Here is a 26503-nt window from a genome sequence, read left to right on the forward strand (position 1 = left end):
GCCGCCGGATCGGACCCGGAACGACGGAAGGGCCCCACCTGAGGCGGGGCCCTTCCGTTCGCGGGTGGAGCTGAGGGGACTCGAACCCCTGACCCCCACACTGCCAGTGTGGTGCGCTACCAGCTGCGCCACAGCCCCGCGGTGAATGCTGGAACAGGTTAGCAACCCGCCGTCCCGGTCCCAAATCGCCTGGTCAGCGCGGTTCCGGGTGCTTCCGCGGCCGAGCGGGGCGCGCACCGGCCGGTGCACCGCCGGTGCCGTGGCGGACCGTCAGCCGAGCAGGTCGGGCAGCCAGGACGTCGAGTTGTACCAGGGCACGTCCTGGCCGTCCCGGAGCACCGTCGGCGTCGCGACCCGCTGGGTGGCGGCCTGCAGCGCGACTCGGCCGGACTCGGCGGCCGCGCTGGCCGCCGGGACCTGACTGCCCGACGTGATGCAGTCCGCGGCGGCTCCGGCTCCGGCGCCGGACGCCAGGTCGGCGAGCTGCCGGTCGGTCAGGTCGGTGGCGCCGCCCTCGTCCGGCTGGGTGTCGTCGGCGAACAGCGCCGCGTGGAAGGTGTCGAAGACACCGGGCTCGGCGCCGGCCTCCTCGGCCACGCACGTCATGGCGGCGGCCGCGCGGGTCGAGTAGCTTCCCGACGCCGACTGGCCGTCCATGAACGTCAGCAAGTGGTACCGGACCACCACCCGGCCCTCGTCCAGCGCCTGCGCGAGCTGCTGGCCGTACTGCTCCTCGAAGTCGGCGCAGATCGGGCAGAGCCCGTCCTCGTAGACGTCCAGGACCGGCACGTCCGGGTTCCCGGCCGCACCCGGCGCGGCGACCGTGATGGCGCCGTCCTGGACCGTGGCGGTCGTCGTCGTCGCGCGGCCGTAGCCGTCGTTCTGCACCTGGGTGCCGGAGCGGTACAGGAAGACCCCGACCACGATGACCACGACCATCACGATGACCACGACCAGCAGGACGATGCCCTGCGTGCGGTTGCGACCGGAACGTTCCGCCGCCACCGACACCCGACCCGGCTGCGCACCGTCCGGTCCGTCCGCCGGGTCGGGGTCGCCGGGCTGCTGCCCGCTCGGCGGCTGGCTGGACTTGGCCACGTGGTCTTCCCTCCTGCTCACCGGGGGTCCCTCCGCCCGGTCGCGGCCCGGAGCACGGCGAACCGCACCGGGCGTCCTCCGGCGCGCGCGGACCCGCGCGTCGCGTGGACGACGTGGACACTCTGCCCGCATCCGATGAGCGGCAGATGAGTGTCCGACACCGGAGGCCGACCGCCGGAGCGGCCGGCCTCCGGGTCACTGGGCCAGCAGGTCCATCACCGCGACGACAGCCGGTTGGGCCGGCTGGGCGGAGGTACCGGTGGTGGCGGCCTGTCCGGGGATCGTGACCAGCACACGACTGCCGAGCGGCACCCCGACCAGTCCCTCGAACGGCGTGCCGGCCTGGACCGGCAACTGCTGCGGTCCGGTACCACCGGTGGTCTGGTTCTCGCCCTCGGTGGCGGGCCAGGTGCTGCCGGCGGACTCGCCGGTCCAGTCCACGGCCACGTACTGGGCGAGCACCTGGGAGTTGTCGACGATCGGCGCGCCGGTGCCGCGGGCCAGTACGGCCACGCTCTGCTCGGTCGGTTCGGCCAGGCCGGCCGGGATGGTGATGCTGGGCCGGGCGCCGAGGGCGCCGGAGATCTCCGGCGCGCCGGCCGGGGTCGGCTCCGGGGTGGCATCCGCCTGACCGCCCTGGTCGGGCCCGATCGCGTTCACGATGTCGACCACGAAGACCAGCGTGTCGGTGCCGCCGATGCCCGCGCCGCTGTTGCCGGCGGACCCGTACCCGTCGGCCGGCGGCAGGCTGAGCAGCACCCGGCTGCCCACCGGCACGCCGACCAGGCCGGTGTCCCACCCGGGCACCACGGCACGGACCCCGATCTGGAAGGTGCTGGTGGCACCGCGGTCGTACGAGTTGTCGAAGACTTCGCCGCCCCAGATCTGACCCAGGTAGTTGGTCACCAGCCAGTCGCTGGACTCCACCATCGGCCCCGTGCCCTCGCTGAGGACGACGCGCTGCAGCGACGGCGGACTGCCCTCGGGGAAGGTCAGCGTCGGCTTCTCGCCGAACGCGCCCGACACGGTGGGCATCTGGTCGGCCGGCACCGGGTCGGCCACCGCGGTGGCCGGCGGGACGGTGGGGCCGAGCGTGGCGGCAGCGCTGCTGCTCGTGGTCCCCGTCGCGGTCGTCTCGGTGCTGTCGCCGCCGGAGCCGCAGGCGGCCAGCAGGAGCAGCGGGATCGCGAGCAGGACAGCGCGCACGCGCATGGAACGACACCTTCCGGTCGTGGTCGGAGGCGCGGTCCGCGAGTCCGGCGCGTCGCTCCGACAGATCAGTGCGGCCGACCGGCGCAGCCGGGCGACAGCCGCGGGCCACCATACGCATCGTTCCCGGCAAGGCACTGTGAACCGTGCGTCACGTCGGCGGGGACGACCCGGCCGGTCGGCACCGGGACCGGACACGGGCGCGGCCTAGGCTGACGGATCGTGGCTTCCCCTCGCGTCTTCGTCTCCCAGCTGGCCGGACTGCCGGTCTACGGGCCGGGCGGCGAGTCCATCGGCAAGGTCCGGGACGTGGTCGCGGCCCTGCGGTTGGACCGCAAGCCGCCGCGCGTCCTGGGCGTCGTGGTGGAACTGCCGACCCGGCGACAGATCTTCGTGCCGATGCTGCGGATCACCTCACTGGAGGCCCGCGCGGTGGCCCTGGCCACCGGTTCGGTCAGCCTGCGGCCGTTCCAACAACGCCCGACCGAGATCCGGCTGGTCGGCCAGCTGCTGGACCGACGAGTCCGGCTGGCCACCACCGCCGCCGCCGCGACCGTGCTGGACGCCGCCATCGAGCGCACCCGGACCCGCGACTGGATCGTGGCCAAACTGGCGGTGCGCGAGCGGTCCGGCCGGATCGGCCGACGCGCCCCGCTGCAGGTGCTGTCCTGGACGGACGTCCGCGGCACCGAGCTGAGTGACATCAGCGGTTCGTCCATCCGGCCGACCCAGGAGCTGCTGGAGTCCTTCGAAGGACTGCGGGCGGCCGACGCGGCGGCCACGCTGCGCGACATGCCGGAGCACCAGCGGCACCAGGTGATCGACGCCCTCCCCGACGAGCGGCTGGCCGACCTCATCCAGGAGATGTCCGAGGAGGACCAGAAGGACCTGCTCGCGCACGTCGACGAGGCCCGCGCCGCGGACCTGCTCGAGGCCATGGACCCCGACGACGCGGCCGACCTGCTGGCCGAGCTGCCCGAACGGATCAAGGAGCGCCTGCTCGAGCTGATGGAACCGGAGGAGTCCGAGCCGGTCCGGCGGCTGCTGCAGTACAGCTACGACACCGCCGGTGGCCTGATGACCCCGGAGCCCGTGGTGCTGGCCCCGGACGCCACGATCGCCGAGGCGCTGGCCCGGGTCCGCTCCCCCGACCTGACGCCGGCGCTGGCGTCGATGGTGTTCGTCTGCCGCCCCCCGCAGGCCACCCCGACCGGTCGCTACCTGGGCTGCGTGCACACCCAGCGGCTGCTCCGGGAGCCGCCGTTCGAGCTGGTGGCCGGGGCACTCGATCCGGACGTGGCCCGGCTCGGCCCCCACGCCCGGCTCACTGACGTGACCCGCTTCTTCGCCGCGTACAACCTGGTCTGCGCCCCGGTGGTCGACGACGAGGAGCACCTGCTGGGCGCGGTCACCGTCGACGACGTGCTGGATCACCTGCTCCCGGAGGACTGGCGGGAGAGCGGTCTGGACGAGGACGAGGTGGGCGTGACGGGCAGCCGCCCGAAGCGGACCCCCGCCACCGGGGCACGCCGGGCCCGCGCCGACGGTGGCCCGGACCAGGACCTGAGCGACGCGGGGGTGGGACATGCCTGAGGGCAGGACACGGCGGCTGGATCAGCCCCGCGGCCGGGGGCGGTTCACGCTCGACATCGATCCGGACTCGTTCGGCGCCTGGTCCGAACGGCTGGCCCGGTTCCTCGGGACCGGGACCTACCTGTTCTGGCAGACCCTGGTCGTCATCGTCTGGATCATCCTGAACATGACGGCGCTGTCCCTGCAGTGGGACCCGTACCCGTTCATCCTGCTGAACCTGGCGTTCTCCACCCAGGCCGCCTACGCCGCCCCGTTGATCCTGCTGGCGCAGAACCGTCAGGACGATCGGGACCGGATCATCCTGGACGAGGACCGGCAGCGAGCCGCGCAGACCAAGTCCGACACCGAGTTCATCGCCCGCGAACTGGCGGCACTGCGGGTGGCCGTCGGCGAGGTGGCCACCCGTGACTACCTGCGGGGTGAGCTGGAACGGCTGCGGGCCGACCTGGACGCGCTCAGTGAGGGCGTCCCGCCGCCCAAGCGGCGGGACAAGAAGCCAGGCAAGGCGGAGGCCAAGGCCGACAAGCGGCCGGTCACCGTCGACGGCCCGGAGTCACCGGTCACGCCGACCTGACCCGGTCGGAGCCCGGTCCCCGCACGGCGACCGGGCCATGCTGGTGGTGCACGACGCCCGATCGAGCGACCGGGAACATCGCGTCCGACCATATAGTTGACGTGTCCAGTACGCGCTCGCCGGCTCGTACCCGCCCGGACGGGTCCCGGTTGCTGCAGGAGGTCAGACATGCAGATCGGCATCTTCGGCGTCGGGGACGTCACCCCGGACCCGCACACCGGCGTCGCCCCCACCGAGCACGAGCGACTGAAGGCGATCATGACGATCGCGGAGCACGCGGAGCAGGTCGGGCTCGACGTCTTCGCCACCGGCGAGCACCACAACCCGCCGTTCGTGCCGAGTTCGCCGACCACCATGCTGGGGTACCTGGCCGGGCGGACCGAGCGCATCGTGCTGTCCACCTCGACCACGCTGATCACCACCAACGACCCGGTGAAGATCGCTGAGGACTACGCCACCCTGCAGCACCTGTCCGACGGACGGGCCGACCTGATGCTGGGTCGCGGCAACACCGCACCCGTCTACCCGTGGTTCGGACAGGACATGCGCCAGGCGGTGCCGCTGACCCTGGAGCACTATCACCTGCTGCGCCGACTGTGGGACGAGGACGTCGTCGACTGGGAGGGCCAGTTCCGCACCCCACTGCGCAACTTCACCGCGACGCCCCGACCGCTGGACGGCGTGGCCCCGTTCGTCTGGCACGGCTCGATCCGCACGCCCGAGATCGCCGAGATCGCCGCCTTCTACGGCGACGGCTTCTTCGCCAACAACATCTTCTGGCCCAAGGAGCACTTCATCCAGCTGATCAACCTGTACCGGCAGCGGTTCGAGCACTACGGCCATGGTCGCGCCGATCAGGCCATCGTCGGGCTGGGTGGGCAGGTGTTCATGCGGCCGAGGTCGCAGGACGCGATCACCGAGTTCCGGCCGTACTTCGACGTGGCGCCGGTGTATGGGCACGGGCCGTCGCTGGAGACGTTCATGCGTCAGACCCCGTTGACCGTCGGCAGTCCGCAGCAGGTCATCGAGCGGACGCTGGAGTTCGCCGACTTCTTCGGCGCCTACCAGCGCCAGCTGTTCCTGATGGACCACGCCGGCCTGCCGCTCAAGACGGTGCTGGAGCAGCTCGACCAGCTGGGCGAGATCGCCCCGGTGCTGCGCCGCGAGTTCGACGCCAAGCGCCCGGCCGGTGTGCCGTCCGACCCGCCCAGCCACGCCGAGCGGGTGGCCCGACGGCAGGCCGAGCAGCAGAGCGCCGAGGCGCTGGTCCCGGCCGGTCGGTGACCGCCCGATGACGCACCGGATGACCGCCCGACCGATGGAGGGTGACCGAGCATGAGCAATCTCGAGGCGACCGCAGTGACGGGGCCGGCCGGCGTCCGGACTGAGGCCGGGACGGCACTCACCCTGGAGCCCCGTCTGGTTCCGCTGGGCGGCATCCGCGGCATCACCGTGGCCCGGACGCTGCCGCACCGGCGGCGTCCGACGGTCGGCGCGTGGTGCTTCGTGGACCACTTCGGTCCGGACCCGGCCCCGATGGTGGTGCTGCCGCATCCGCACACCGGCCTGCAGACGGTGACCTGGCTCTTCGCCGGCGCGGTCCGGCACCGCGACAGCCTGGGCAGCGACGTGTGGGTGCGGCCCGGGCAGCTCAACCTGATGACGGCCGGCCCGGGCGTCGCCCACTCCGAGATCTCCCAGCAGGTCGCCGGCGAGCCGGACGAGGCGGCCACCACCCTGCACGGGCTGCAACTCTGGCTCGCGCTGCCGGGCGACATGAGTGCAGTCACGGCCGCGTTCGAGCACCACGGCGACCTGCCGACGGTCGAGCTGCCCGCGATCGACCAGTCCGGCACGCCGGAGATGGTCACCGCGACCGTGCTGGTCGGGACCCTCGCCGGCGTCGCCTCCCCCGCCACCGTGCACTCACCGTTGGTCGGCGCCCAGATCGTCGCGGACGGGCCGGTCACGACCACGCTGCCGGTGGACACGGCGTTCGAGCACGCCGTGCTGCCGATCGGTACCTCGGTCCGGGTGGACGGCGAACCGGTGTCGGAAGGGCACCTCCACGTGCTGCCGACGGGGGCCGACCGGATCGAGCTGGCCGTGGCAGGCGCCGGCACGGTGATGCTGCTGGGCGGCACTCCGTTCACCGACGACCTGGTCATGTGGTGGAACTTCATCGGCCGCAGCCACGAGGACATCGCCGCCGCCCGGACCGACTGGGAGTCGGTCGCCTCCGGCACGGCCGCCGCCCGGTACGGCACCGTGACCGGTCACGACGGCGCACGCATCCCGGCGCCGGACCTGCCCGGCGTGCGGCTCACCCCGCGCCGGGCCCGCCCGAGCTGATCACGACGGCGTGAGCTCGGCGATGCGGGCCGCGGCCTGCGGCCAGCGCGCGGTCAGCTCGTCCCGCCCGGCGAACGTCACCGCCTCGTCCCGCCACGGCGGGGCCAGGGTGGTGCCGACCAGCGACCAGGCCCCGGTCGACGACGAGCCCTGCCACACTCCCGGCGGCACCCGCAGCTGCGGTCGCTGACCGGCGCGCAGGTCGCTGCCCAGCACGGGCGTCTCGGTCCGCCCGTCCGGCCACAACAGCAGCATGGCCAGCGGCGCGCCGGCGTAGTGGTGGTAGACCTCGGCGGTGTCCAGCACGTGCAGCGCGGAGTACTGCGGCGGCGCGACCAGGAAGTAGATGCCGCTGCCGTGCTCGTCGGCGAAGGTCTGGGCGAACATCCCGCCCTCCACCGGCAGCGGCCGCAGGTCCAGCAGCGCCACGATCTCGGCGGCGGAGAGATGGTCGGTTCCGGGACGGGTCACCGTCCGATCAGACCATCCGACCGTCGCGGCGACCACCCACGCGGTGATCTCCGCCACCCGGATGGCAGCATGAGCGGTCCTGGTGATCACCGACCGAACGGGGCGTCGCGGTGAACGGACGGATCGTGCTGGCGCAGCAGTGGGTGTCGGTCGACGGCTTCGCCGCCGGACCGAACGGCGGACAGGACCTGTTCGAGGCGATCGACGATCCCGCGCCCAGCGAGCGGGCCAACATCGCGCTGCTGCGGGACGTCGACGTCGTACTGCTGGGCCGGCGGACCTACGAGACCTTCTCCTCGTTCTGGCCGACCGCGACCGGCGAGCCGATGGCCGAGTACGTGAACGCGGTCCCCAAGGTGGTGGCGTCCCGGACGCTGACCGCCGCACCCTGGGGCGATCGGCCACCGGCGGCAGTGACCAGCGACGCCGCGGCCTGGCTGCGGTCGGTGAAGATCCAGCCCGGTGGCGCCGTGCTGGTCTGGGGGTCGCTCGTCCTGATGCGCTCGTTGCTCACCGCCGGGTTGATCGACCAGTTGGAGCTGCTGGTCGCACCGATCGCGCTGGGCCGCGGCACGCCGCTGGTCGATCCGGACCGGCCGGTGCGCCTCGACCTGCTGGAGGGCCAGGTGTGGGAGTCGGGCACCGCCCGGTTGCGCTACCGGGTGCGGCGACCGGACTGAGCATCGCGCCGTCGGCTCACCTGCGCGAGCGAGCCGGGGACGGGCGCACGGTCCCGCACCGGTCGCCAGGGCTCAGCGATCGGTCCGCGCCTCCTCGCCCCGGTCCTCGACGGCGCCGTGCCGCACCAGGCTCGCGATGGCCAGGCCGAGGCCGCCCCAGATGACGATCATGGCGATCACCATCATCACGATCGCGGACGTGCTCATCGCCGTCCTCCCCCGCCGGGCCCGGTCGCCGAGCCCGGCCCGGGAAGGGGGTCGGCCGCCGGGCGGGCCCGGAGCGGGGCAGCCGGGTCCGAACCAGGCAGCGGCCCGTCCAGGTGGGTCCCGGCGCGCCACGGCAGCCGGGCGATGACGAAGCCGATCAGCGGCAGGGCCGCCACCAGGAGCCACCCGCAACTCAGCAACAGCCACGCCGGGTAGTCCCCCGTACGGGGCGGAGAGATCGTCGCGGAGCGCGAAGACCAGGACGACGGTGAGCGCCACCGGGGCGACGACGCTCGTCAGCACCCGCCAGCCGGTCCCGACCCGCGGTCGGCCGTGGACGTTGAGGTGGTTCCCCAGGCCGGTCAGGTCCCGGATCACCCAGGCGACGATCACCATGCTGACCAGCGCCACGACGAGGATGCCGTACTGGTTCACGAAGTGGTCGACGACGTCCAGCACGTGGATGCCGCTCGTGGTGCTGAACAGGATCAGGCTGATCAGCGCGGCCGGGACCCCGACGGCGAGGGTCGCCGTGAGACGACCGGCGTCGAGTTTGTCCCGGACGGCGGAGATCACCACCTCGAGCACGCTGACCAACGAGGTGATGCCCGCGATGACCAGTGACCCGAAGAACAGCACACCGAGCAGGGCACCGGCCGGCGCTTCGCTGATGATGGCCGGGAAGGCGACGAAGGCGAGCCCGATCCCGTCGCCGGCGACCTCGCCGACCGCGACCCCGTTCGCCTGGGCCATGAACCCCAGCGCGGCGAACACGCCGATCCCGGCGAGCAACTCGAACCCGGAGTTGGAGAACCCGACGACCAGTCCCGAGCCGGTCATGTCCTCGCGACGCCCGACGTACGACGCGTAGGTGATCATGATCCCGAAGCCGATGGACAGTGAGAAGAAGATCTGGCCGAACGCCGCGGCCCAGACCGACGCCGATGCCAGCGCCGACCAGTCCGGGGTGAACAGCGCGTCGAGCCCGGCGGCCGCGCCGGGCAGCAGCAGGGCCTGCACGACCAGGGCGGCGAACGCGAGGACCAGGACCGGGATGAAGACCACCGAGGTCGCGCCGATCCCCCGTTGGACGCCGAGCGCCATGATGACCAGGACGGCCAGCCAGACCAGGAGCAACGGCACCAGCACCCCGGGCACCACGTCCGCGGTGACCTGGACCTCCCCCGCCTGCAGGAACTCGTCGAAGAAGAACCGCTCCGGGTCGGCGCCCCAGGTCTGGTCGAACGAGAAGACGGTGTAGCGGGCCGCCCAGGCGATGACCGCCGCGTAGTAGACGGCGATCACGAAGCAGATCCCGACCTGCCACCAGCCGAGCCCCTCGGCGCGGCGACGCAACCGGGCGAACGACAGCGGCGCCGAGCCGCGGCCGCGGTGGCCGATGGCGTAGTCCAGCAGCAGGAACGGCAGGCCCGCGGTCAGCAGGGCGACCAGGTGGGCAGGACGAAGGCGCCGCCGCCGTTCTCGTAGGCCACGTACGGGAAACGCCAGATGTTGCCCAGCCCGACCGCCGAGCCGATGGCGGCCAGGATGAACACCCGTCGCGAGCTGAACCGGCCCCGCCGGCGTTCGTCGTCGGACTGACTCGTCTCCGGTCCCGTCGTCGCCCTCTTGCGGCCTCCTGCATTCCGATCCGCCGGGGACGAACCTCACGGGGCGTGGGCATCGCACCGTCGGGACGGATGGTAGGTCCCGGCCCGGTCGCGCGTCGGAGCACCGGCCCGGAACGACGAACCGCCCCGGCGGATGGCCGGGGCGGTTCCATGTGGAGGTGGCGGGAATCGAACCCGCGTCCAATGTCGCTTCGAGAGGACTTCTCCGGGCGCAGTTCGCTCTGTCCCTACTCGGCCCCACCAATCACGCGAACAAGTGTGGTGCGACAGGCCCAGTCACTGCGAGATGTCCCGTCGGGCCCCGTGACCGGACCCGGCGGTGAGCCTCCTAGCTGACGTCAGGGTCCGGGCCGGAGGCGGTCCCGGTCTGACGAGAGTTCAGTCTCGCTCAGGCGGCGAGGGTGAACTCCTGCTGAGATTTGTTCTCGGCATTTGATTTTGGTTGCGACGGGTGGTTCACGAGATCATCGTCGCCTTCCTCGGCCCGCTTCTCCTCACTCCACGGCCACTGTCGAAACCGATCACCCCCGAGGGGTCGCCGGTGGCGGCACGACCATGTCATGCGGTCCTGCTGGTACTGCCGTGCCGGTGCAGATCGGGCAGCTCTCCCGATCCGTCGTGCTCGACCAGCATACCCAACGGCCCCGACGAGCCGGTTGTTCCCGGCTGGTCGGCGCCGGTCAGCGCTGGCCCTTGAAGCGGCGGCCCATCTCCCGGGCCACCTCGCGCTCGGCGTCCCGCTTGGCCATGCTCTGCCGCTTGTCGTACTCACGCTTGCCCCGGGCGACGCCGAGTTCCACCTTGACCTTGCCGTCGACGAAGTACAGCGACAGCGGCACCAACGCGATGCCCGACTCCCGGGTGCGGTGCAGGATCTTGAGGATCTCGGCCCGGTGCAGCAGCAGCTTGCGGGCCCGGCGCGGGGCGTGGTTGGTCCAGGTGCCCTCGGCGTACTCGGCGATGTGCACGCCGCGCAGCCACACCTCGTCGTCGGTGACGGTGGCGTACCCGTCCACCAGCGACGCCCGCCCGGCGCGCAGCGACTTGACCTCGGTGCCGGTCAACGAGATCCCGGCCTCGTAGGTGTCCAGGATCATGTAGTCGTGACGGGCCCGCTTGTTCTGGGCGATGAGCTTCCGCCCGGTCGGGCGGTTGCTGGAGGCCCGGCCCGGGGTGGGTCGGACGATGGTGTGGGTCTGCTTCGCGGCCATGGCCGGTCCAGGGTAACGGCCGCCCCCGACGACCTCGATCGATTTCGCGGGCGGCGGAGGCGCTCGGTGGATCACTGCTCGATGGTCGGAGCCCGCGCTCGCTCGTCCCTCGCTCGCGCGACTCCTCCTAGCTCGACGGTCCGAGCCCGCGCTCGCTCGTCCCTCGCTCGCGCGACTCCTCCTAGCTCGACGGTCCGAGCCCGCGCTCGCTCGTCCCTCGCTCGCGCGACTCCTCCTAGCGGTAGCTGAGGACCGTCTTCCCCCAGGCCTGCAGCAGCGGCGCGTCCAGGTCGTCGACGACGTGCTCCCGCCGGTCGAACACCATGCTGGGGCGTCGGTCATCGGTGTAGGCCGGCCAGGACGGGCCGTCGCCGAGTGCTGCGGGCACCCCGGTCGCCGCGAAGGACAGCCATCGGTGCTGCATCCGGGCCGACAGCCGCCGGGCCGCGCGCAGCCCGCCGAGCTTGAAGGTCAGATCCTTCGGCCCGCGGGACTGCAGGTTGCCGAAGACGTACGGCAGCTCGGTGGCGTGGCTGGCCCCGATGCCGATCAGCTCCAGGAACAGCGGTGCGTGGTCGAACCGGTAGAGGTACGTCGGCGCGATCTGCTGCTGGCCCTGCGCGACCCACACCGTGGGCATGCGGAAGCCGATGTCCCGGGCGATGCCCAGACCGACCTTGGACTGCTTGAGGTCGCGGTACGCGGCCTGGATGTGCGCCTCGTCCGGCATCAGCACCTCGGGCTGGTCCGCGGCGACCGCGGCCAGCATGGCCGCGATGGTGTCCGGCTCCACCGGCATGATCGGCGACTTCATCCGGGCGAAGCCGCTGGCCTCGTCCTTGTTGGTGCCGATGAGCAGCGGCACCGGCAGCGCGCGGCCGGCCGCGAAGACGTCGACCGGGTGCTCGGGCAGCACGTCGCCATCGATGACCGGCGCGAAGGCCAGCACGCCGGGCGTCCGGGCCGGGACGGCCGAGACGAGCGAGGCACCGGCCGCGGTGAGCCGGTCGGCCGGGATGTCCCGGAGCCGGCCCGCCTGCTCCGGTCGCAGTCCGAGCCCGCTCAGGAAGAGCTCGGTCACCGTCGCAGCCCGCCGCGCCCCGTACATCGACGTGGCCGGCGACGACTCGGCGATGGCCCGGTGGAACAGGCCGGCCGCCCCCGGCATGGTCAGCAGCGTGGTGACCAGGCCGCCGCCGGCCGACTCGCCGAACACGGTCACCGAGCCCGGGTTCCCGCCGAACGCGGTGATCTCGTCCTGCACCCAGCGCAGGGCCAGCAGCACGTCACGCAGCGCCGGGTTGGACTGGAACGTCGTCGCACCGGCCGGCAGGTGCTCGTTCAGACTGCTCAGGTCCAGGAAGCCCAGCGGACCGAGCCGGTAGTTGAGGGTGACCAGCACGATGCCGCCGACCGCGGCGGACGCCCGGATCAGCGCGTGGCCGTCGTACACCGGCTGACTGGTCGACCCCACCGAGTACGCGCCGCCGTGGATCCAGACCATCACCGGCCACCCATCGGCCGGCGGCGGGCCGGTCGGGGTGGTGACGTTCAGGAACAGGCAGTCCTCGTCGAGGCGGGTGCCCGGCCCGAGGTCGATGAGCGGGTTGACCGGTTGCGGGGCCGCAGCGCCGAAGGCGAGGGCGTCGGCCGGTTCGGTCCACGGCTCGGGCGGCTCGGGCGCCCGCCAGCGCAGCGCCCCGGTCGGCGGGGCCGCGTACCGGATGCCGCGGAAGATCCGGGCCGTGCCGTCGTCCAGCCCGCGGACCGGGCCGGAGCCGGTGTCCACCACCGGACGCTGGGCCGCGCCGGACAGCTCGGAGATCGCCATTCGTGTTCCCCCATCGGCAGGCGCACCCGGCCCACCCCGACCGGGTCCGCACGTCGGCCGCCGACCAGCGGAGATCGCGGGTCGACCGACCGGAACCGTAGCGCGCGTCACCGGCGAGTCCGTGCGCTCCCCGATCGGATCGCCCGATCCGGGAGCGCACCGGGTCAGAGTCGCACGTAGAGCCGGAGCGTCACCCAGGCCGACACGGCCGCCAGCCCGGCGCCGATGGCGACCAGGATCGGCGAGACCCACACCAGGGTGGCCCCGTCGACCGGCGGCAGGATGCCCGAGCTGATCACCGAGCCCAGCGCCTTGTCGATGAACCAGAACTTGGCCGCGACCAACCCCGCGATGGCCAGCACCGAGCCGATGACCCCGGCCAGCACCGCCTCGATCATGAACGGCAGTTGGGTGCGCCATCGGGTGGCGCCGACCAGGCGCATGATCGACGTCTCGGTGCGTCGGGTGAACGCCGCCACCTGCACCATGTTCGAGATCAGCAGCAACGCGGCCAGCGCCTGGATGAGCGCGATCACGATGGTGGCGTTGCGGATGCCGTTGAGCAGCGAGAAGAGCCGGTCCAGGAAGGCGCTCTGGTCGGTCACCGATTCGACGCCGGGCTCGTCGGCGTACTGCTCGGCGATGACCCGGAACCGTTGCGGGTCGTTGAGCCGGACGTGGAACGACGCGGACAGCGCCTCCGGCGTGCCGATCTCCAGCAGCTCGGGCTGGCCGGCGAACTGCTGCTGGTAGCGCTGGAAGGCGGCGGCCTGGCTCTCGTACTCGATGCTCGCGACCTCGGGGTTGTTCTGCAGCGAGGTGTTGAGCGCCTGGCACACGTCGTCGCGGCAGTCCGGGTCGGACGACGACTGGTCGACGGTCAGGTACACGGTGACCTCGACGCGGTCGCCGTAGATCTCCCGCATCTGATCGGTCATCCGGGCCAGGATCAGCCCGCCGCCCAGCAGCCCGAGGGAGATGGCGGTGGTCAGGATCATCGCCACGGTCATGGTGATGTTCCGGCGGAAGCCGTTCAGGACTTCGCCGAGGATGAAGCCGGCTCGCATGGGTTCCTCTCGTGCGCCGCCGGGTCGGGCCGCCGGGGCTGGGCGTCGTTCGGGTCGTACCGGGGTCGGGTCGGAGGGCGGGGTGGGATCGGCTCAGGCGGAGGCGGAGGCTCCGTCAGCGGCCGACGCCGTAGACGCCACGCGCCTCGTCGCGGACGACCTTGCCCAGCTGCAGTTCGATGACCCGCCGCCGCATCGAGTCGACGATCGAGTTGTCGTGCGTGGCCATCAACACGGTGGTGCCGGTGCGGTTGATCCGCTCCAGCAGCAGCATGATGTCGGCGCTGGTGTCCGGGTCCAGATTGCCGGTGGGCTCGTCGGCGAGCAGCAGCATCGGCCGGTTGGCGAACGCGCGAGCGATGGCCACCCGCTGCTGCTCACCACCGGAGAGCTCCCGCGGCAGCCGCTTGGCCTTGCCCTCGAGCCCGACCATCTCGAGCACCTCAGGCACGGTCTGCTTGACCGCGGCCCGCGACCGGCCGATCACCTCGAGGGCGAAGCCGACGTTCTGCTCGACGGTCTTGTTGTTCAGCAGCCGGAAGTCCTGGAACACGCAGCCGATCCGGCGGCGGTGCGCCGGGACCCGCCCGGCCCGCATCCGGACCAGGTCATTGCCGTCGACCTCGAGGGTGCCGGACGTCGGTAGCTCCTCACGCAGCAGCATCCGCAGCAGGGTGGACTTGCCGGAGCCGGACGGGCCGATGACGAAGGCGAACTCGCCCTTGTCGACGTCGAGGTCGACGCCGTCCAACGCGGGTCGCGTCGACGTCTTGTACCGCTTGGAGACGTTCGCCAGGTGAATCACGGGTGCACATACTAACCACGTTCCCGTTACCGGTCCGTGATCAACACTCCGACCGACAACCGCCGATCGAGCGATTCACGCCGAACAGCAGTCGCTACGACGCGGTCAGCGCCGCCACCGTGGGAGCATGCAGCCGCCCATTGGTAGCAATGGCACTGGTCGTCGACCAGTCAACCGTCGCTCCGCGAACATCTGTGAACCGCCCGCCGGCTTCGGTCACGATGGGCACCAGCGCGGCCAGGTCCCAGACCGACAGCTCCGGCTCCGCGGCCAGGTCGACGGCTCCCTCGGCGACCAGCACGTAGGACCAGAAGTCGCCGTACGCCCGCGTCCGCCAGCAGGACCGCTGCAGCCGCAGGAACGGCTCGAGGGCGCCCGCCTGCTCCCATTCGCCCAGCTCGGAGTAGGACAGGGACGCGTCGGCCAGGTCGGCCACGCCCGAGACCCGGCACACCCGGGACGGACCGCCGAACGCACTGGTGCGCGCCCCGCGGCCGGCGCCGGCCCACCAGCGGCGACCCAGCGCGGGGGCGGACACCACCCCGGTGGTGATCTCGTCGCCGACGAACAGGGCGATGAGCGTGGCCCACACCGGGACCCCGCGGACGAAGTTCTTGGTGCCGTCGATCGGATCGATCACCCACCGGCGGGCCACGGCGTCACCGTTCTGGCCCGCACCGGTGTCCCCCAGCCCGAACTCCTCGCCGACCACCACGTCCGTGGGCCGGGCCGCGGCCAGGTGCCGGCGCAGGGCGGTCTCGACGGCCAGGTCGGCGTCCGTCACCGGCGTCAGGTCCGGCTTGCTGGTCACCTGCAGGTCCCCGGCGCCGAACCGCGGCAGGCTGACCGCGTCGGCCAGGTCGGCCAGCGCCAGCGCCACGGCCAGGTCGTCGTCCGGGGCGCCGGAGTCCTGCTCGGACGGAACAGTGTGGTGCGGGTCGGTCACGGCCGACACTGTAGGGCGCTCACGCCCGTCGACCCAGGTCCGCCCAGTTCCGGCCGAGCAGGCCGACCGCGCGACGGCATCACCGTCTGATGGTCGCTGCGTCCTCGCTCCGTGTCATTGGTCGCTGCGTCCTCCGCTCGTGCCACGCTCCGTCCTCACTCCGTGTCATTGGTCGCTGCGTCCTCCGCTCGTCCCTCGCTCCGTCCTCACTCCGTGTCATTGGTCGCTGCGTCCTCCGCTCGTCCCTCGCTCCGTCCTCGCTCCGTGTCATTGGTCGCTGCGTCCTCCGCTCGTCCCTCGCTCCGTCCTCGCTCCGTGGCGCAGGATGATCTGGTGAGCAGTGGGCTGGCACCGAGCGCGCTCGTCGAACGGGCCCGGAACGTCCTCTACGGCGTCGAGCCCGACGCCTTCCTGGTGGAGCGCACGGCGCTGGTCCGCGCCGCCCGGGCCGCGGGCGACCGGCCTGCCGCCCGAGCCATCGGCGCGCTGCGCCGGCCGACCCGCAGCGCGGACGCGGTGAACCGGTTGGCCCGCCGGCAACCGGCGTCGCTGGAACAGCTGCTCGAGGTCGGGGACCAGCTGCGGGCGGCGTACCGCACGGCGGACGCCGCCGCCATGCGTGAGCTGACCCGGCGAAGGCGCACCCTGCTCCCGCGATTGGTCACCGCGGCCGGCGCCCTGGTCGGTGACCCGGACCCGTCCGCCGCCTTCCGGGACGAGGTGACCGCGACGCTGTCCGCCGCCCTGGCCGACCCGGACGCCGCGGCGACGGTGCGACGCGGGGTGGTCAGCCGACCGCTGCTCTGGGACGCCTTCGCCGAGCAAGCGTTGGGCCAGGACGAGGCGACGGTCGGCGGCGGCACCGAGAGCGATGGTGAGGCCCGCACTCCCGCGCCGGACGCTCGTCCGAGTCTGGTCGACCTGCTGGCCGCGGCCGTGGCGTCGCGCCCGTCGCCGCCGGGCCGCGCACCGGGCGAGCGCCGCGATCCCGCCGAGGAGGACCCGGATGACGTGGCGAACGACCTGGACCGCCGCGACATTTCGGGCGACGCCGAGGACAAGGACGCCGGGCACGACGACGACCACGACCACGACCCGGGGTCGGCGGTCGCACCCCCGACCCCGCGCCGGCTTGCGCCGTTCGGCCCGGCCATCGCTCGCCGGCCGGTGCGGTCCGGTGTCCGCCCGGCGCCGTCGCCCGACCCGTCACCCAGGGCGGCGGGCCGCCCCAGGCCGGAGCGGCCCTCGGCCGATCCGCGCGCCGCCGGTCCGGACGCCGGACCGGACGGGGCGGCACCGCGATCGGTCTCGGCGCTGCGCCGGTCGACCGAGGACCTGGCCGTCGCTGCCGCCGCGGCCGTGGCCGCCCGCCGCGCCGCCGAGGAGGCGGAGGCGACGGCCCGAGAGCGGGCCCGGGCCGTGCTGGCCGACGCGGACGCCGCGGTCGGCATCGCGAGCGCCGACCTGATGGAGACGCAGGACCGGGTCCGAGTGGTGCAGGAGCTGCTCACCGATGCACACCGCAGGGTGGACGACGCCCGGCTCGCGGTCCGTCGCGCCAGACTCGACCGGGCCAAGGCCATCGAGCTGGCCCGCTCCCTGGGGATCGAGGTCACCGACCCGGACGCCACCGCCCCGGCCGAGTCCGCCGACCACGACGTTTCCGCCGACTGAGGTCACCCACCTGCCCGCCGGCACTGCGCCAGCCCAGGCCCGCAGCGTGTGGGCCCGGGCGCACGGTCTGCTCGTCCTGGAGGTCGCCGACCGCTCCCCCGCCGGCGCTGACCTGGACGCGGCCTGACGGGTGCTCATCGACACCGTGGTGGCCGGACCTCCGCCGAACCGGCGCCCGGTCAGCCCGTGCTCGTCCAGGAACGCGTCGAGGTCGTCCTGCAGCACGGCCTGCAGTCGCAGCATCCGGTCGAAGGTGTCCTCCGCACCGTCATGCGGACAATGCATCAACCATCTTGACCATCAAGCCGCCTGATCATTGCGGCCCAGCGTCGGAGTCCGCTGCCGCCGCGTCCGTCCGTTCCAGGAAATCGGCCACCGACCGGGCCAACCCACGCACGTGCGGCTCCCGCAGCACCGAGTGATGGTCGCCGGGCAGGTGCACCACCGACCACGGACCGTTCAGCGTCCGCCCCCAGGCCATCCGCTGGTCGCGGTCCGGACCGTCAGCGGCGACCACCAGGGCACGCCCGGTCCAGGGCTGCGGTCGGTACCGACGGGTGAGGAACCGGGCCTGACGGTAGAAGCGCGGATACTGCCCCTGCCCACGGTCGGGCCCGATCCCGGAGAGCAGCATGCCGACCACGTCCCGGGCCCGCAGCAGCCGGGAGCGCGACCGGTCGGCGGGCACCCGGGAGCCCGGCGGCAGTGCGTCCACCACGACCAGGCCGTCCACCGTCTCGCCGGCCGCGGTCAACTGCCGGGCCACCTCGACGGCGAGTACGGCCCCGAAGGAGTGTCCGAGCAGGCGGTACGGGCCGTGCGGCTGCACCGAGCGGAGCGCCCGGACCTGGCGGCGGGCGGCGGCCTCGACCGACCAGTCCGGCACAGCGCGGTGCTCCAGCCCGTGCGCCTGCAGTCCCCAGACCGGCAGGTCGTCGCGCAGGTGCCGGACCAGCGGGACGAACGCCATCGCCAGACCGCCACCGCCGGCCAAGCAGAACAGCGGCCGCCCGGTCCCCTCCCGCCGCAACGGCACCAGGGTCGAGTACCGGCGGTCCGTCGGCATCCCGCCCTGCAGGGCGTGGGCGAACTCGGCCACCGTGGCCGACTCCAGCAGCGCCTGGGAGTCCACGTCCGGGATGCGCAGCTCGATCGCCACCAGGGCCAGCAGTTCCTCGGCGGCCAGCGAATCGCCGCCCAGTTCGAAGAAGTCGTCGTGCACGCCGACCTCGGGCAGTTGCAGCACCCGGGCCCACAGGTCGGCGACCACACCCTCCCAGTCGGTCCGGGGCGGGGTGCCACCCGGTACGAAGAGCGGCGCCGGCGGCAGGGCGAACCGATCGATCTTGCCGCGCTCGGTGCGCGGCAGCCGTTCCAGGAACACGACGGTCTCCGGCACCATCCACGGCGGCAGCACCTCGCGCAGCCGGGAACGGACCGAGGCCGCGGCGGGCTTCTCGGCGGTGGACACCACGTAGGCGACCAGCCGGGTGCGGCCGGCGCTGTCGTCGCCGACCACCACGGACTCGCGGATGTCGGGCAGGGCGAACAGGGCGGCGTCGACCTCGCCCGGCTCCACCAGGTAGCTGCGGACCTTGACGCTGTGGTCCCGTCGCCCGAGCAGCAGGAAGCAGCCACGTTCGTCGATGCGGCCGACGTCGGCGCTGCGGAACCGCCGCCGCCCGTCGGGCAGTTCGGCGAAGGACTCCGCCGTCTTGACCGGGTCCCGCCAGTACCGCCGGGCGATGTACCGGCCCGTGACGGTGACCACTCCGGTGCCAGGGGCGGAATCCTGCTCGGGCTCGACCTCGAGCTGCAGTTCGGTCACCGGCCAGCCGACCGGCAACTGGCCGCTCTGCCCGGGCTCGCCGGACTCCCCCGGCACCAGCGGCAGCACCGAGGCCAGTCCGGTCTCGCTGGCGCCCCACCGGTTCGACAGCGCACAGTCCGGCGGCAGCACCGCCCGCAACGCGGCGGCGTCGCTGTGGTGCATCGCCTCGCTGGTCAGGGTGAGTGACCGGAAGTCGGCCAGCCGTTCACCGTCGGGGACCAGCGCGACCAGCGCGCGGCCCATCGACGGCGTGGTGTTCACCACGGTGACGCCGCTGCCGCGCAGCCAGGCCAGCACGTCGCCGGTGCCGGCCGCGCGGAGGTCGCGCAGGTGCTGACGCGCGCCGACCTGCAGGCCGGCCAGAGTGTGGTCCAGACCTGCCGAGAAGCCCAACGGCAGCACGCTGGCCAGCACGTCGTCGGCGTCGTACGTGCCGTCGCGGACCGAGACGTTCCAGGCACTGCGCGGGAACAGCCGGTGGTCGTAGACCACGCCCTTGGGCCGACCGGTGGTACCGGAGGTGAACACCAGGGCCGCCGGTGCGAGCACCTCTGGCTCCGGCTGCCCCTCGGGCACCAGGTCCCCGGCCCGGGCCCGGGCGTCGGCACTGGGGTCCGCGAGCGCGTCGCCCGTCGGGATGGGCACCAGGGTGAGCGGTCGACCGGCCGGAGCGGCCGCAGCCAGTCGCTCGGCCCGGTCGCGATGGGCTGGGTCGTGCACCACCGCCCGGGCCCCCGACCCCTCGAGGTACTGCAGCAGCCGGGGATGCGGCAGGGCGTGGTCCAGCACCACCACCGGCGACCCGGCGGCGATGACCCCGATCACCGCGGCGACGGTCTCGGCCCGGTGCGCGGCCAGCACGGCGACCGGGTCGACCTCGGTGTCGTCGGCGTCCGGGTGCCAGCGCCGGAACGACAGGCCGGCCACCGCCCGAGCGGTCCGGGCGGCCAGTTCGGCCACCTCGCCGAAGGTCATCGACCGCTCGTCGTCGACGAGCGCGACGGCGTCGGGTTGGGCGGCGATCACCGTGCGCAGCCGGGCCAGCAGCCCGGCGTCCGCATCAGCCGGTGTGTTGGCCGGCACCCGGCGCACGGTCCGCCGCCAGGGATGGGCGCGGAAGTCCGGACCGGTGGCCGTCGGGACCGCAGCGTCGCCGGAGGTCACTGCTGGCGGGCTCCCACCAGGACGAAGACGGCCCGGGCGGGCTCGGCGAACGGGTTGCGCCAGGCGTGCCGGGTGCCGTTCTGCACGACCACGTCACCGGGAGCCAGCTCGGTGGTGTGACCGTCGTCCAGCTCCAGCACGACGCGACCGGACAGCACCACCCCGTAGTCGGTGGTCGGAGTGGTGTGGAAGCCCGGGGCGTCCGGCTCGAACAGCTCGGCCAGCCCGGGCGAGGCGGCCAGCTGCTGCTGTGCGGACAACGCGGGATCGAACTCCGGGGAGGCGTAGACGCTGTCCGGCGGCAGGGTCAGGTGGATGATCCGGGTGCCGCCGGGCTGCGGCACGAAGGAGGTCACCGCCGCGGTCGGGTCCTGGTGGTCGCTCGGCGAGGTCGGGTCGGTCGCCCAGACCAGCGAGGAGACGAACCCGGGAACGGCGGTGATCTCGTCGGTGCGGGGCGGGGTGCCGTCGGAGACGACGGTGCTGCGGCCCTCGACGGTGCCGGTGACGACGCGGCGGACGCTCATGAGCTGACTTCCTTGTTCGAGTGGGCGGGGCAGGCAGGAGTGCACAGCGGTGCGGGTCAGACCTGGTCGATGAGCGCCGCCGCCTCGGCGAACGTCTCGAGCTCACGCGGGATGTCCGGGCCGGCCGGCTGGTACAGCACGGCGGTGGCTCCGGCGTCGCGCAGCGCGGCCAGCCGCCTGGCCACCTCCTGGCGATCTCCGGTCATGGTGGTCCGGAGCACCAGTTCGCCCGACAGATACCGCTGGTCGATCTCGTTCGCCTCGATGAGGTGTCCGCGGTGGGTCTCCAGGTGCCGGCGGTGCTCGGGCACCGCGGCCAGCTCGGCCGCGTGCCCGACCTGGTCCGGGTGCCCGGCGACCGGGCCGTACTCCCCCATGTGCAGGGCCAGGGCGGCGCCCGGTCCGGCGGCGGCCAGCACCCGCGGGTCGTCGGCGGACTCCCCGTCGTCGAGCACCGTGCCCTGGAAGGTGATCGAACAGGGGCCCTCGTCGGCCATCCGGTCCTTGCCGTGCAACGGGTTGGTGAGCACGCCGTCGGCGACCCGGTCGGCGACCGCGAACCCCTTGGGTCCGTGTGCGGCGATCCAGATGGGGACGTCGACCGGCAGCCGGACCCCGGATGCCTCGCCGTGCAGCAGCGCGACGGTGCTGCCGTCCCACTCGACCGACTCGCCGGCGAGCAGGGCCCGCAGCGCCAGCACGTACTGCTCCACGTCGACCCAGCGGGCCGACTTCCGGCCGATGAGCGCGGAGCTGGTGAAGCCGGAGCCGACGACCAGGTCGGTGCGACCGGGCGCCAGCGCGGCCAGGTGGGCCGTCGCCGCGGCATTGGCGAGTACGTGACGCACGTGTGGCGTCACCACCCCGACTCCCACTCGGATCCGGGACGTGCGGACGGCGGCGACGGCCAGGGCCATCCAGACGTCGGCGTAGATGGATGGAGAGTCGTAGCACCAGGCCCGCTGGTACCCCAGCTGCTCCGCACGAACGATGTGGTCGGGCGTCGCGACACTCGTGGCGAACGCGCAGTTGATTTCCAGGGCGAACTCCCGCGTCGTGGATGGATGCGCTGGGTGAGCAGGGTGCGGCTGGCATTGAACCATTGGCGGCAGACGGTCGGGATGGCACCACGCGAGGTGTCACCGATCGTGATGGGTCGGGGTGCATCCAGCGGCCCGATCGGGGACGATCGGGCCGCGCTCCGCACGCGTCACCGCGGACCATGACCCGGACGAGTCATCGTTCCGCCGTCGGCCCGGCCGGACGGACCAGGCCCGGTTCCGGCCCTCCTCGATCCGGCGATCCGCTCGCCTTCGCAGCGACGACGAACCGCGCGAAGACCGCCCGGACGGTTCCGCCCGGCTGTCGTAGCGTCGCCGGGACGCCGCCCGCACCGGCGCCCAACCGGAACCGGAACCGGAACCGCCGACGACAGCCAGGACCGCCGATGCCCGCAGTCACCGCCGCCCTGCCGGACCGATCCGCCACCGCCGCCGGAGCACCACCAGCCCGATCGAGCGCGGAACCGACCGCGGCGGCCGACCACATCCAGGCCGAGGTCGCCGAACTCATCCGGCGGCGCGGGATCGATCCGATCGTCGACCACCGCTCGACCCGACTGCTCATCGACGAGGTCATCGGCCACTACGAGGAACGGGTGGCCACGTCGTCGCTGCCGCCGCTGCTGGACCGTGCGGCCGCGGTGCAGCAGGTCTTCGACGCGCTGGCCGGGTTCGGCCCGCTGCAGCGCCACCTGGACGACCCCGAGGTCGAGGAGATCTGGATCAACGCGCCCGGCCGGGTCTTCGTCGCCCGCCGCGGCCTGTCCGAGCTGACCACGGTGGTGTTCTCACCGGGCGAGGTGCGGGACCTGGTCGAGCGGATGCTCAAGCCGTCCGGGCGGCGGCTCGACCTGTCCAGCCCGTTCGTCGACGCGCTGATGCCGGACGGCAGCCGGCTGCACGCGGTCATCCCCGACATCACCCGGGAGCACATCAGCGTCAACATCCGGAAGTTCGTGGTTGCCGCGAACGGCCTCGAGGACCTGGTGGCGCTCGGCACGCTGACGCCGCACGCCGCCCGGTTCCTGGAGGCGGCGGTGGTCTGCGGCCTCAACGTCATCGTGGCCGGCGGCACCCAGGCCGGGAAGACCACGCTGCTGAACGCGCTGATCAACTCCATCCCGGCGCGGGAGCGGATCATCACGGCCGAGGAGGTCTTCGAGCTCCGCCCGAATCTGCCCGACGTGGTGGCCATGCAGACCCGGCAACCGAACCTCGAGGGACACGGCGAGATCCGGTTGCGGCGGCTGGTCAAGGAGGCACTGCGGATGCGGCCCAGCCGGATCGTGGTCGGCGAGGTCCGGCAGGAGGAGTCGCTCGACCTGCTGATCGCGCTGAACAGCGGCCTGCCCGGGATGTGCAGCCTGCACGCCAACTCGGCGCGGGAGGCCGTGGTGAAGCTGTGCACGCTGCCGCTGCTGGCCGGCGAGAACGTCACCGACGCCTTCGTGGTGCCCACGGTGGCCGCGTCCGTCGACCTGGTCGTGCACGTCGGGGTGCAACCCGACGGTTCCCGCCGGGTGCGCGAGATCGTCGCGCTGCCCGGCCGGGTCGAGGCCGGCGTCATCGAGACGGCCGAGATCTTCGCCACCCGGGACGGCCGGCTGGTCCGGGCCGGTGGCTTCCCACCGCACGAGGAACGCTTCGAGCGGTACGGCTACCGACTGGCCGACCTGCTGGCCGACCGGTCCTGAGTCCGAGACCAGGAACGCACCCGGGGCGACGTGATCGTGGTGGCGGCCAACGACCGACTGGGCCTGCTCGGGTTCCTCGACCGACCCGGCGTGGACGGCGGCGGCGCGAGGGGCTGCTCGGCCAGCAGGCCTCGTTGCAGTGGGTGCAGGACGAGATCGCCGCGTTGGGCGGCGATCCCGGCGCGGTGACCATCGCCGGCGAGTCCGGGGGCAGCGACAGCGTCTGCGCCCAGCTGGCGTCGCCCAGCACGTCGGGTCTCTTCGCGCGCGCCGTGCTGCAGTCGGCCACCTGCTCGGACGCGTCGTGATCGACGCGTTCCTGCCGGGGGCCGGTGTCGCGCTCGACACCTGGCGCCCGCGGGAAGCGCGGCAACAGCAGAGCGTCCGGTAGGCGGCCGCCGCCGGCTGCCCGGATCCGGCCACGGCGGTCGACTGCCTGCGCGCGCTCCCCGCCGACGCGCTGCCGGCCGTTCCGTCCGAGGTCTCCTTCAGCCCGGCGGTCGGCACGGCCACCCTGCCGGAGCGGCCGTCCGACGTGCTCGCAACCGCGCGGCCGGCCGATGTGCCGGTGCTCATCGGCGTCGTCCAGGACGAGGGACCGCTGTTCATGAACACCGTCTTCGCCGCCCAGCCGCTGGACGCGAACCGGCGGACCGTTGCTGCGCCTGGCGCCCGACGACGTCACCCCGGTCGCGGCGGCGACGTTCGCCGCCGACGACCACTGCGAGCTCTGGTCCTGACGACCCGGCCGGCGACGTCCGGCGGACGGGTTACTCTGACCCGCGACACGGGGTGCCCGGCCGAGGCGGCCGGGCTGAGAAAGACCCGTTGAACCTGATCTAGTTCGTACTAGCGAAGGGATGTCGCCATGACGTCGCTGTCTGCCCTCGTCCAGCCACCCGCACCGAGTCCGTCCGGTGCTGCGCGGTTCACCGACACCCTGTGGCAGCAGGCCACTTCCGTCCGCGCTGCGATCGACGAGCTGGAGTTCCTGCAGCAGCTCGGCAGCGGCACCCTGCCGGTGCCGGCGTTCCGGTACTACCTGGAGCAGGACGCGCTCTACCTGGCCGGGTACGCCAAGGCGCTGGCCCTGCTGGCGGCCGCGGCGCCCGACCCGCAGGCCGCGGCGTTCTGGGCGTCGTCGGCCTCCACCGCGGTGCTGGTCGAAGCCGGACTGCACGAGGAACTGCTGGCCGGTGATCGGCTGCACGAGACCGCAGATCCTGCAGCAGATCTCGCTCGGACCGAGCGGGCCGCCGCGGAGCACTCGCCGACCTGCCTGGGCTACGTGTCGTACCTGATCGCCACGGCCGCGACCGCGCCGTACCCGGTCGCCGCCGCCGCCGTGCTCCCCTGCTACTGGATCTACGCGGACGTCAGCAGCCGATTGGCGACCGATGCCGCGGCGGTGCTGACCACCGATCCCGACCACCCGTACGCCCGCTGGGTGGCCACCTACGACGGTGCCGAGTTCCAGGCGTCGGTCGCGACGGCCCGGGCCCTGGTCGACGCGGCCGCGGCGGCGGCCACGCCCGAGCAACGCGACCGGATGACCGAGGCGTTCCTGCTGGCCAGCCGGTACGAGTTGCTCTTCTGGGACACCGCGCTGCACCGCGTGCCCTGGCCGGTCTGAGCCCGATCCCCCGTTCCCGTTCCGGCTGCGCCGTCGCGCGCCGGCTCCCCGCGCCGCCCGCCGTCCCGTCGACGGTCCGCCGGCGCACCCCCGAGAGGCGTTGAACCCATCGTGCCCGCATCCCCGCACCCCACCGTCCGATCCACCCGCCGCCGGCGGAGCGTGCGGTCAATCACCGTCGTGACCACGCTGGCCGCCCTGCTGCTGAGCGGCTGTGGCGGTAGCCCCAGTTCCAGCAACGGCCCTGACTCCGGCTCCGGGTCCGGCGACACCGAGCGCACCACGGTGCGGTTCGCGCTGGACTGGACGCCGAACACCAACCACACCGGCCTGTACGTGGCCCAGCAGCGGGGCTGGTTCGCGGACGCCGGCCTGGACGTCGAGATCCTGCCGTACACCAGCGCATCACCCGACACGCTGGTCGACAGTGGCGCCGCCGACTTCGGGATCAGCTACCAGGAGTCGTCCACCATGTCGCAGGCCGCCGGCGCGCAGGTGGTGTCCGTGCTCGCCGTGCTGCAGCACTGGGCGACCGCCATCGCGGTGCGGGCCGACCGGGACGACATCGCCTCGCCACGCGACCTGGACGGGTTGACCTACGCCGGGTTCGGTGAACCCAGTGAGGTCCCGCAGCTGCGGCAGGTGATCCGCAGCGACGGCGGCACGGGTGAGTTCACCGCCGTGGTGCTGGGCACCTCCGCCTACGAGGCGCTGTACTCCGGCCGCGCCGACTTCACCATTCCGTTCGTGGCCTGGGAGGGCCTGGAGGCCGAGCGGTCCGGCGCGCCGCTGAAGTGGTTCCAGTACCGCGACTTCGGATTCCCGGACGCCTACGCGGTGATCATCGACGGCAACCGGGACTGGCTCGGACAGTACCCGGAGGCGGCCGATGCCTTCGTCGGGGCCCTGCAGCGCGGGTACCAGTTCGCCGCCGACGACCCGGACGCCGCCGCGCAGCTCCTCATCGACGCCAACCCCGGCGTCTTCAGCGACGAGGACCTGGTCCGGGACAGCCAGCGCATGCTGGCCGCCGACCTGATGCGGGACGGGGACGGCGTGGTCGGCACCCAGACGGCCGCGCAGTGGCAGGACTACGGCCAGTTCCTGTACGACGCCGGCCTGCTCGTCGGCCCGGACGGCGAACCGCTGAGCGCCGAACCGGACTTCGCCGGCATGTTCACCGACGCGCACCTGCCCGTCACCGGGAACTGACGACCTGGTGCACGGGCCGCCGCCGGAGCCAC

Annotated in this window: 22 protein-coding genes, 1 tRNA gene, 1 other RNA gene, 2 pseudogenes and 1 riboswitch; of the genes and pseudogenes, 11 read left to right on the forward strand and 15 right to left on the reverse strand. The window is 72.9% G+C overall.

The genetic code is table 11. From position 1 onward, the window contains the following. Positions 1 to 65: 65 nt before the first annotated feature. The 3 genes from JL106_RS07920 to JL106_RS07930 form a co-directional block, all read right to left on the reverse strand. Positions 66 to 138, reverse strand: a tRNA-Ala gene (locus JL106_RS07920). Positions 139 to 270: 132 nt separating this feature from the next. After that, positions 271 to 1119 (reverse strand): thioredoxin domain-containing protein, encoded by an 849-nt coding sequence (locus JL106_RS07925; RefSeq protein ID WP_205260163.1) that lies wholly within the window; start codon positions 1117 to 1119, stop codon positions 271 to 273. Between the two features lie 174 nt (positions 1120 to 1293). Next, the gene (locus JL106_RS07930) at positions 1294 to 2310 is read right to left on the reverse strand and encodes an FKBP-type peptidyl-prolyl cis-trans isomerase (protein WP_236007099.1); all 1017 of its coding nucleotides are present in this window, start codon (positions 2308 to 2310) and stop codon (positions 1294 to 1296) included. Between the two features lie 216 nt (positions 2311 to 2526). Here JL106_RS07930 and JL106_RS21980 point away from each other — a divergent pair, with 216 nt between their 5' ends. The 4 genes from JL106_RS21980 to JL106_RS07950 all read left to right on the forward strand — a co-directional run bounded on the left by JL106_RS21980 (position 2527) and on the right by JL106_RS07950 (position 6826). After that, positions 2527 to 3900, forward strand: a complete 1374-nt coding sequence (locus tag JL106_RS21980; protein ID WP_205260439.1) for a magnesium transporter MgtE N-terminal domain-containing protein — start codon at positions 2527 to 2529, stop codon at positions 3898 to 3900. Continuing rightward, a complete protein-coding gene (locus JL106_RS07940) occupies positions 3893 to 4474 on the forward strand; it encodes a DUF1003 domain-containing protein (RefSeq protein ID WP_205260164.1) in 582 nt (193 codons plus the stop codon). Before JL106_RS21980 ends, JL106_RS07940 begins: the two co-directional genes overlap by 8 nt. Positions 4475 to 4642: 168 nt before the next feature. Continuing rightward, on the forward strand, positions 4643 to 5758 hold the full coding sequence (locus JL106_RS07945; RefSeq protein WP_205260165.1) for a CE1758 family FMN-dependent luciferase-like monooxygenase: 1116 nt from the start codon (positions 4643 to 4645) through the stop codon (positions 5756 to 5758). Positions 5759 to 5809: 51 nt separating this feature from the next. Beyond that, entirely contained in the window at positions 5810 to 6826 is a 1017-nt protein-coding gene (locus tag JL106_RS07950) for a pirin family protein (RefSeq protein ID WP_205260166.1), read from the forward strand. On the opposite strand, the gene JL106_RS07955 is transcribed toward JL106_RS07950, so the two are convergent. After that, the gene (locus JL106_RS07955) at positions 6827 to 7297 is read right to left on the reverse strand and encodes a cupin domain-containing protein (RefSeq protein WP_205260167.1); all 471 of its coding nucleotides are present in this window, start codon (positions 7295 to 7297) and stop codon (positions 6827 to 6829) included. Between the two features lie 125 nt (positions 7298 to 7422). Between JL106_RS07955 and JL106_RS07960 the strand changes: the two genes are divergently transcribed. Beyond that, the gene (locus tag JL106_RS07960) at positions 7423 to 7977 is read left to right on the forward strand and encodes a dihydrofolate reductase family protein (RefSeq protein ID WP_205260168.1); all 555 of its coding nucleotides are present in this window, start codon (positions 7423 to 7425) and stop codon (positions 7975 to 7977) included. Positions 7978 to 8049: 72 nt separating this feature from the next. Here JL106_RS07960 and JL106_RS22465 read toward each other — a convergent pair whose 3' ends face one another. The 8 genes and pseudogenes from JL106_RS22465 to JL106_RS08000 form a co-directional block, all read right to left on the reverse strand. Next, positions 8050 to 8184, reverse strand: a complete 135-nt coding sequence (locus JL106_RS22465) for a methionine/alanine import family NSS transporter small subunit (RefSeq protein WP_407940120.1) — start codon at positions 8182 to 8184, stop codon at positions 8050 to 8052. Further along, positions 8181 to 9740, reverse strand: a pseudogene (locus tag JL106_RS07965) (sodium-dependent transporter). The gene JL106_RS22465 and the pseudogene JL106_RS07965 overlap by 4 nt, the downstream one beginning before the upstream one ends. Positions 9741 to 9965: 225 nt before the next feature. Beyond that, positions 9966 to 10344: a transfer-messenger RNA gene (gene ssrA, locus JL106_RS07975) on the reverse strand. Positions 10345 to 10495: 151 nt separating this feature from the next. Next, on the reverse strand, positions 10496 to 11026 hold the full coding sequence (gene smpB / locus JL106_RS07980) for an SsrA-binding protein SmpB (RefSeq protein WP_205260171.1): 531 nt from the start codon (positions 11024 to 11026) through the stop codon (positions 10496 to 10498). 235 nt (positions 11027 to 11261) lie between these two features. Continuing rightward, a complete protein-coding gene (locus JL106_RS07985) occupies positions 11262 to 12857 on the reverse strand; it encodes a carboxylesterase/lipase family protein (protein WP_205260172.1) in 1596 nt (531 codons plus the stop codon). Between the two features lie 164 nt (positions 12858 to 13021). Then, positions 13022 to 13924 carry a permease-like cell division protein FtsX gene (gene ftsX, locus JL106_RS07990; protein ID WP_205260173.1) on the reverse strand — a complete coding sequence of 301 codons (903 nt, stop codon included), beginning with the start codon at positions 13922 to 13924 and terminating at the stop codon, positions 13022 to 13024. Positions 13925 to 14039: 115 nt separating this feature from the next. Next, positions 14040 to 14729 (reverse strand): cell division ATP-binding protein FtsE, encoded by a 690-nt coding sequence (gene ftsE, locus JL106_RS07995; protein WP_205260174.1) that lies wholly within the window; start codon positions 14727 to 14729, stop codon positions 14040 to 14042. A 94-nt stretch (positions 14730 to 14823) separates the two neighbouring features. Further along, complete coding sequence (locus tag JL106_RS08000; RefSeq protein ID WP_205260175.1) at positions 14824 to 15675, reverse strand: inositol monophosphatase family protein; 852 nt, start codon at positions 15673 to 15675, stop codon at positions 14824 to 14826. Between the two features lie 333 nt (positions 15676 to 16008). Here JL106_RS08000 and JL106_RS08005 point away from each other — a divergent pair, with 333 nt between their 5' ends. Further along, a complete protein-coding gene (locus tag JL106_RS08005; RefSeq protein WP_205260176.1) occupies positions 16009 to 17349 on the forward strand; it encodes a hypothetical protein in 1341 nt (446 codons plus the stop codon). Positions 17350 to 17662: 313 nt separating this feature from the next. On the opposite strand, the gene JL106_RS08010 is transcribed toward JL106_RS08005, so the two are convergent. From JL106_RS08010 to JL106_RS08020, 3 genes are read right to left on the reverse strand one after another with little or no spacing between them, the layout of a single operon-like run. Next, on the reverse strand, positions 17663 to 20344 hold the full coding sequence (locus tag JL106_RS08010; RefSeq protein WP_205260177.1) for an AMP-binding protein: 2682 nt from the start codon (positions 20342 to 20344) through the stop codon (positions 17663 to 17665). After that, positions 20341 to 20871, reverse strand: a complete 531-nt coding sequence (locus JL106_RS08015; RefSeq protein WP_205260178.1) for a cupin domain-containing protein — start codon at positions 20869 to 20871, stop codon at positions 20341 to 20343. The genes JL106_RS08010 and JL106_RS08015 overlap by 4 nt, the downstream gene beginning before the upstream one ends. 56 nt (positions 20872 to 20927) lie before the next feature. After that, positions 20928 to 21911 carry an LLM class flavin-dependent oxidoreductase gene (locus tag JL106_RS08020; RefSeq protein ID WP_407940126.1) on the reverse strand — a complete coding sequence of 328 codons (984 nt, stop codon included), beginning with the start codon at positions 21909 to 21911 and terminating at the stop codon, positions 20928 to 20930. 407 nt (positions 21912 to 22318) lie between these two features. Here JL106_RS08020 and JL106_RS08025 point away from each other — a divergent pair, with 407 nt between their 5' ends. The 5 genes and pseudogenes from JL106_RS08025 (at position 22319) to JL106_RS08045 (ending at position 26471) form a co-directional block, all read left to right on the forward strand. Next, positions 22319 to 23626, forward strand: coding sequence for a CpaF family protein (locus tag JL106_RS08025; protein WP_205260180.1), 1308 nt, complete (start codon positions 22319 to 22321; stop codon positions 23624 to 23626). A gap of 143 nt (positions 23627 to 23769) precedes the next feature. Further along, the gene (locus JL106_RS21570) at positions 23770 to 23934 is read left to right on the forward strand and encodes a carboxylesterase family protein (RefSeq protein WP_407940127.1); all 165 of its coding nucleotides are present in this window, start codon (positions 23770 to 23772) and stop codon (positions 23932 to 23934) included. Between the two features lie 95 nt (positions 23935 to 24029). Then, positions 24030 to 24245: pseudogene (locus JL106_RS22470) on the forward strand (carboxylesterase family protein); the annotation flags it as partial. A gap of 159 nt (positions 24246 to 24404) precedes the next feature. After that, positions 24405 to 24504: riboswitch (TPP riboswitch) on the forward strand. Beyond that, entirely contained in the window at positions 24495 to 25259 is a 765-nt protein-coding gene (locus JL106_RS08040; RefSeq protein WP_205260182.1) for a thiaminase II/PqqC family protein, read from the forward strand. It overlaps the preceding riboswitch by 10 nt. A gap of 180 nt (positions 25260 to 25439) precedes the next feature. Further along, entirely contained in the window at positions 25440 to 26471 is a 1032-nt protein-coding gene (locus tag JL106_RS08045) for an ABC transporter substrate-binding protein (RefSeq protein WP_328841764.1), read from the forward strand. The last annotated feature ends 32 nt before the right edge of the window (positions 26472 to 26503 follow it).

The organism is Nakamurella leprariae (assembly GCF_016918035.1).
Lineage (GTDB): Bacteria > Actinomycetota > Actinomycetes > Mycobacteriales > Nakamurellaceae > Nakamurella > Nakamurella leprariae.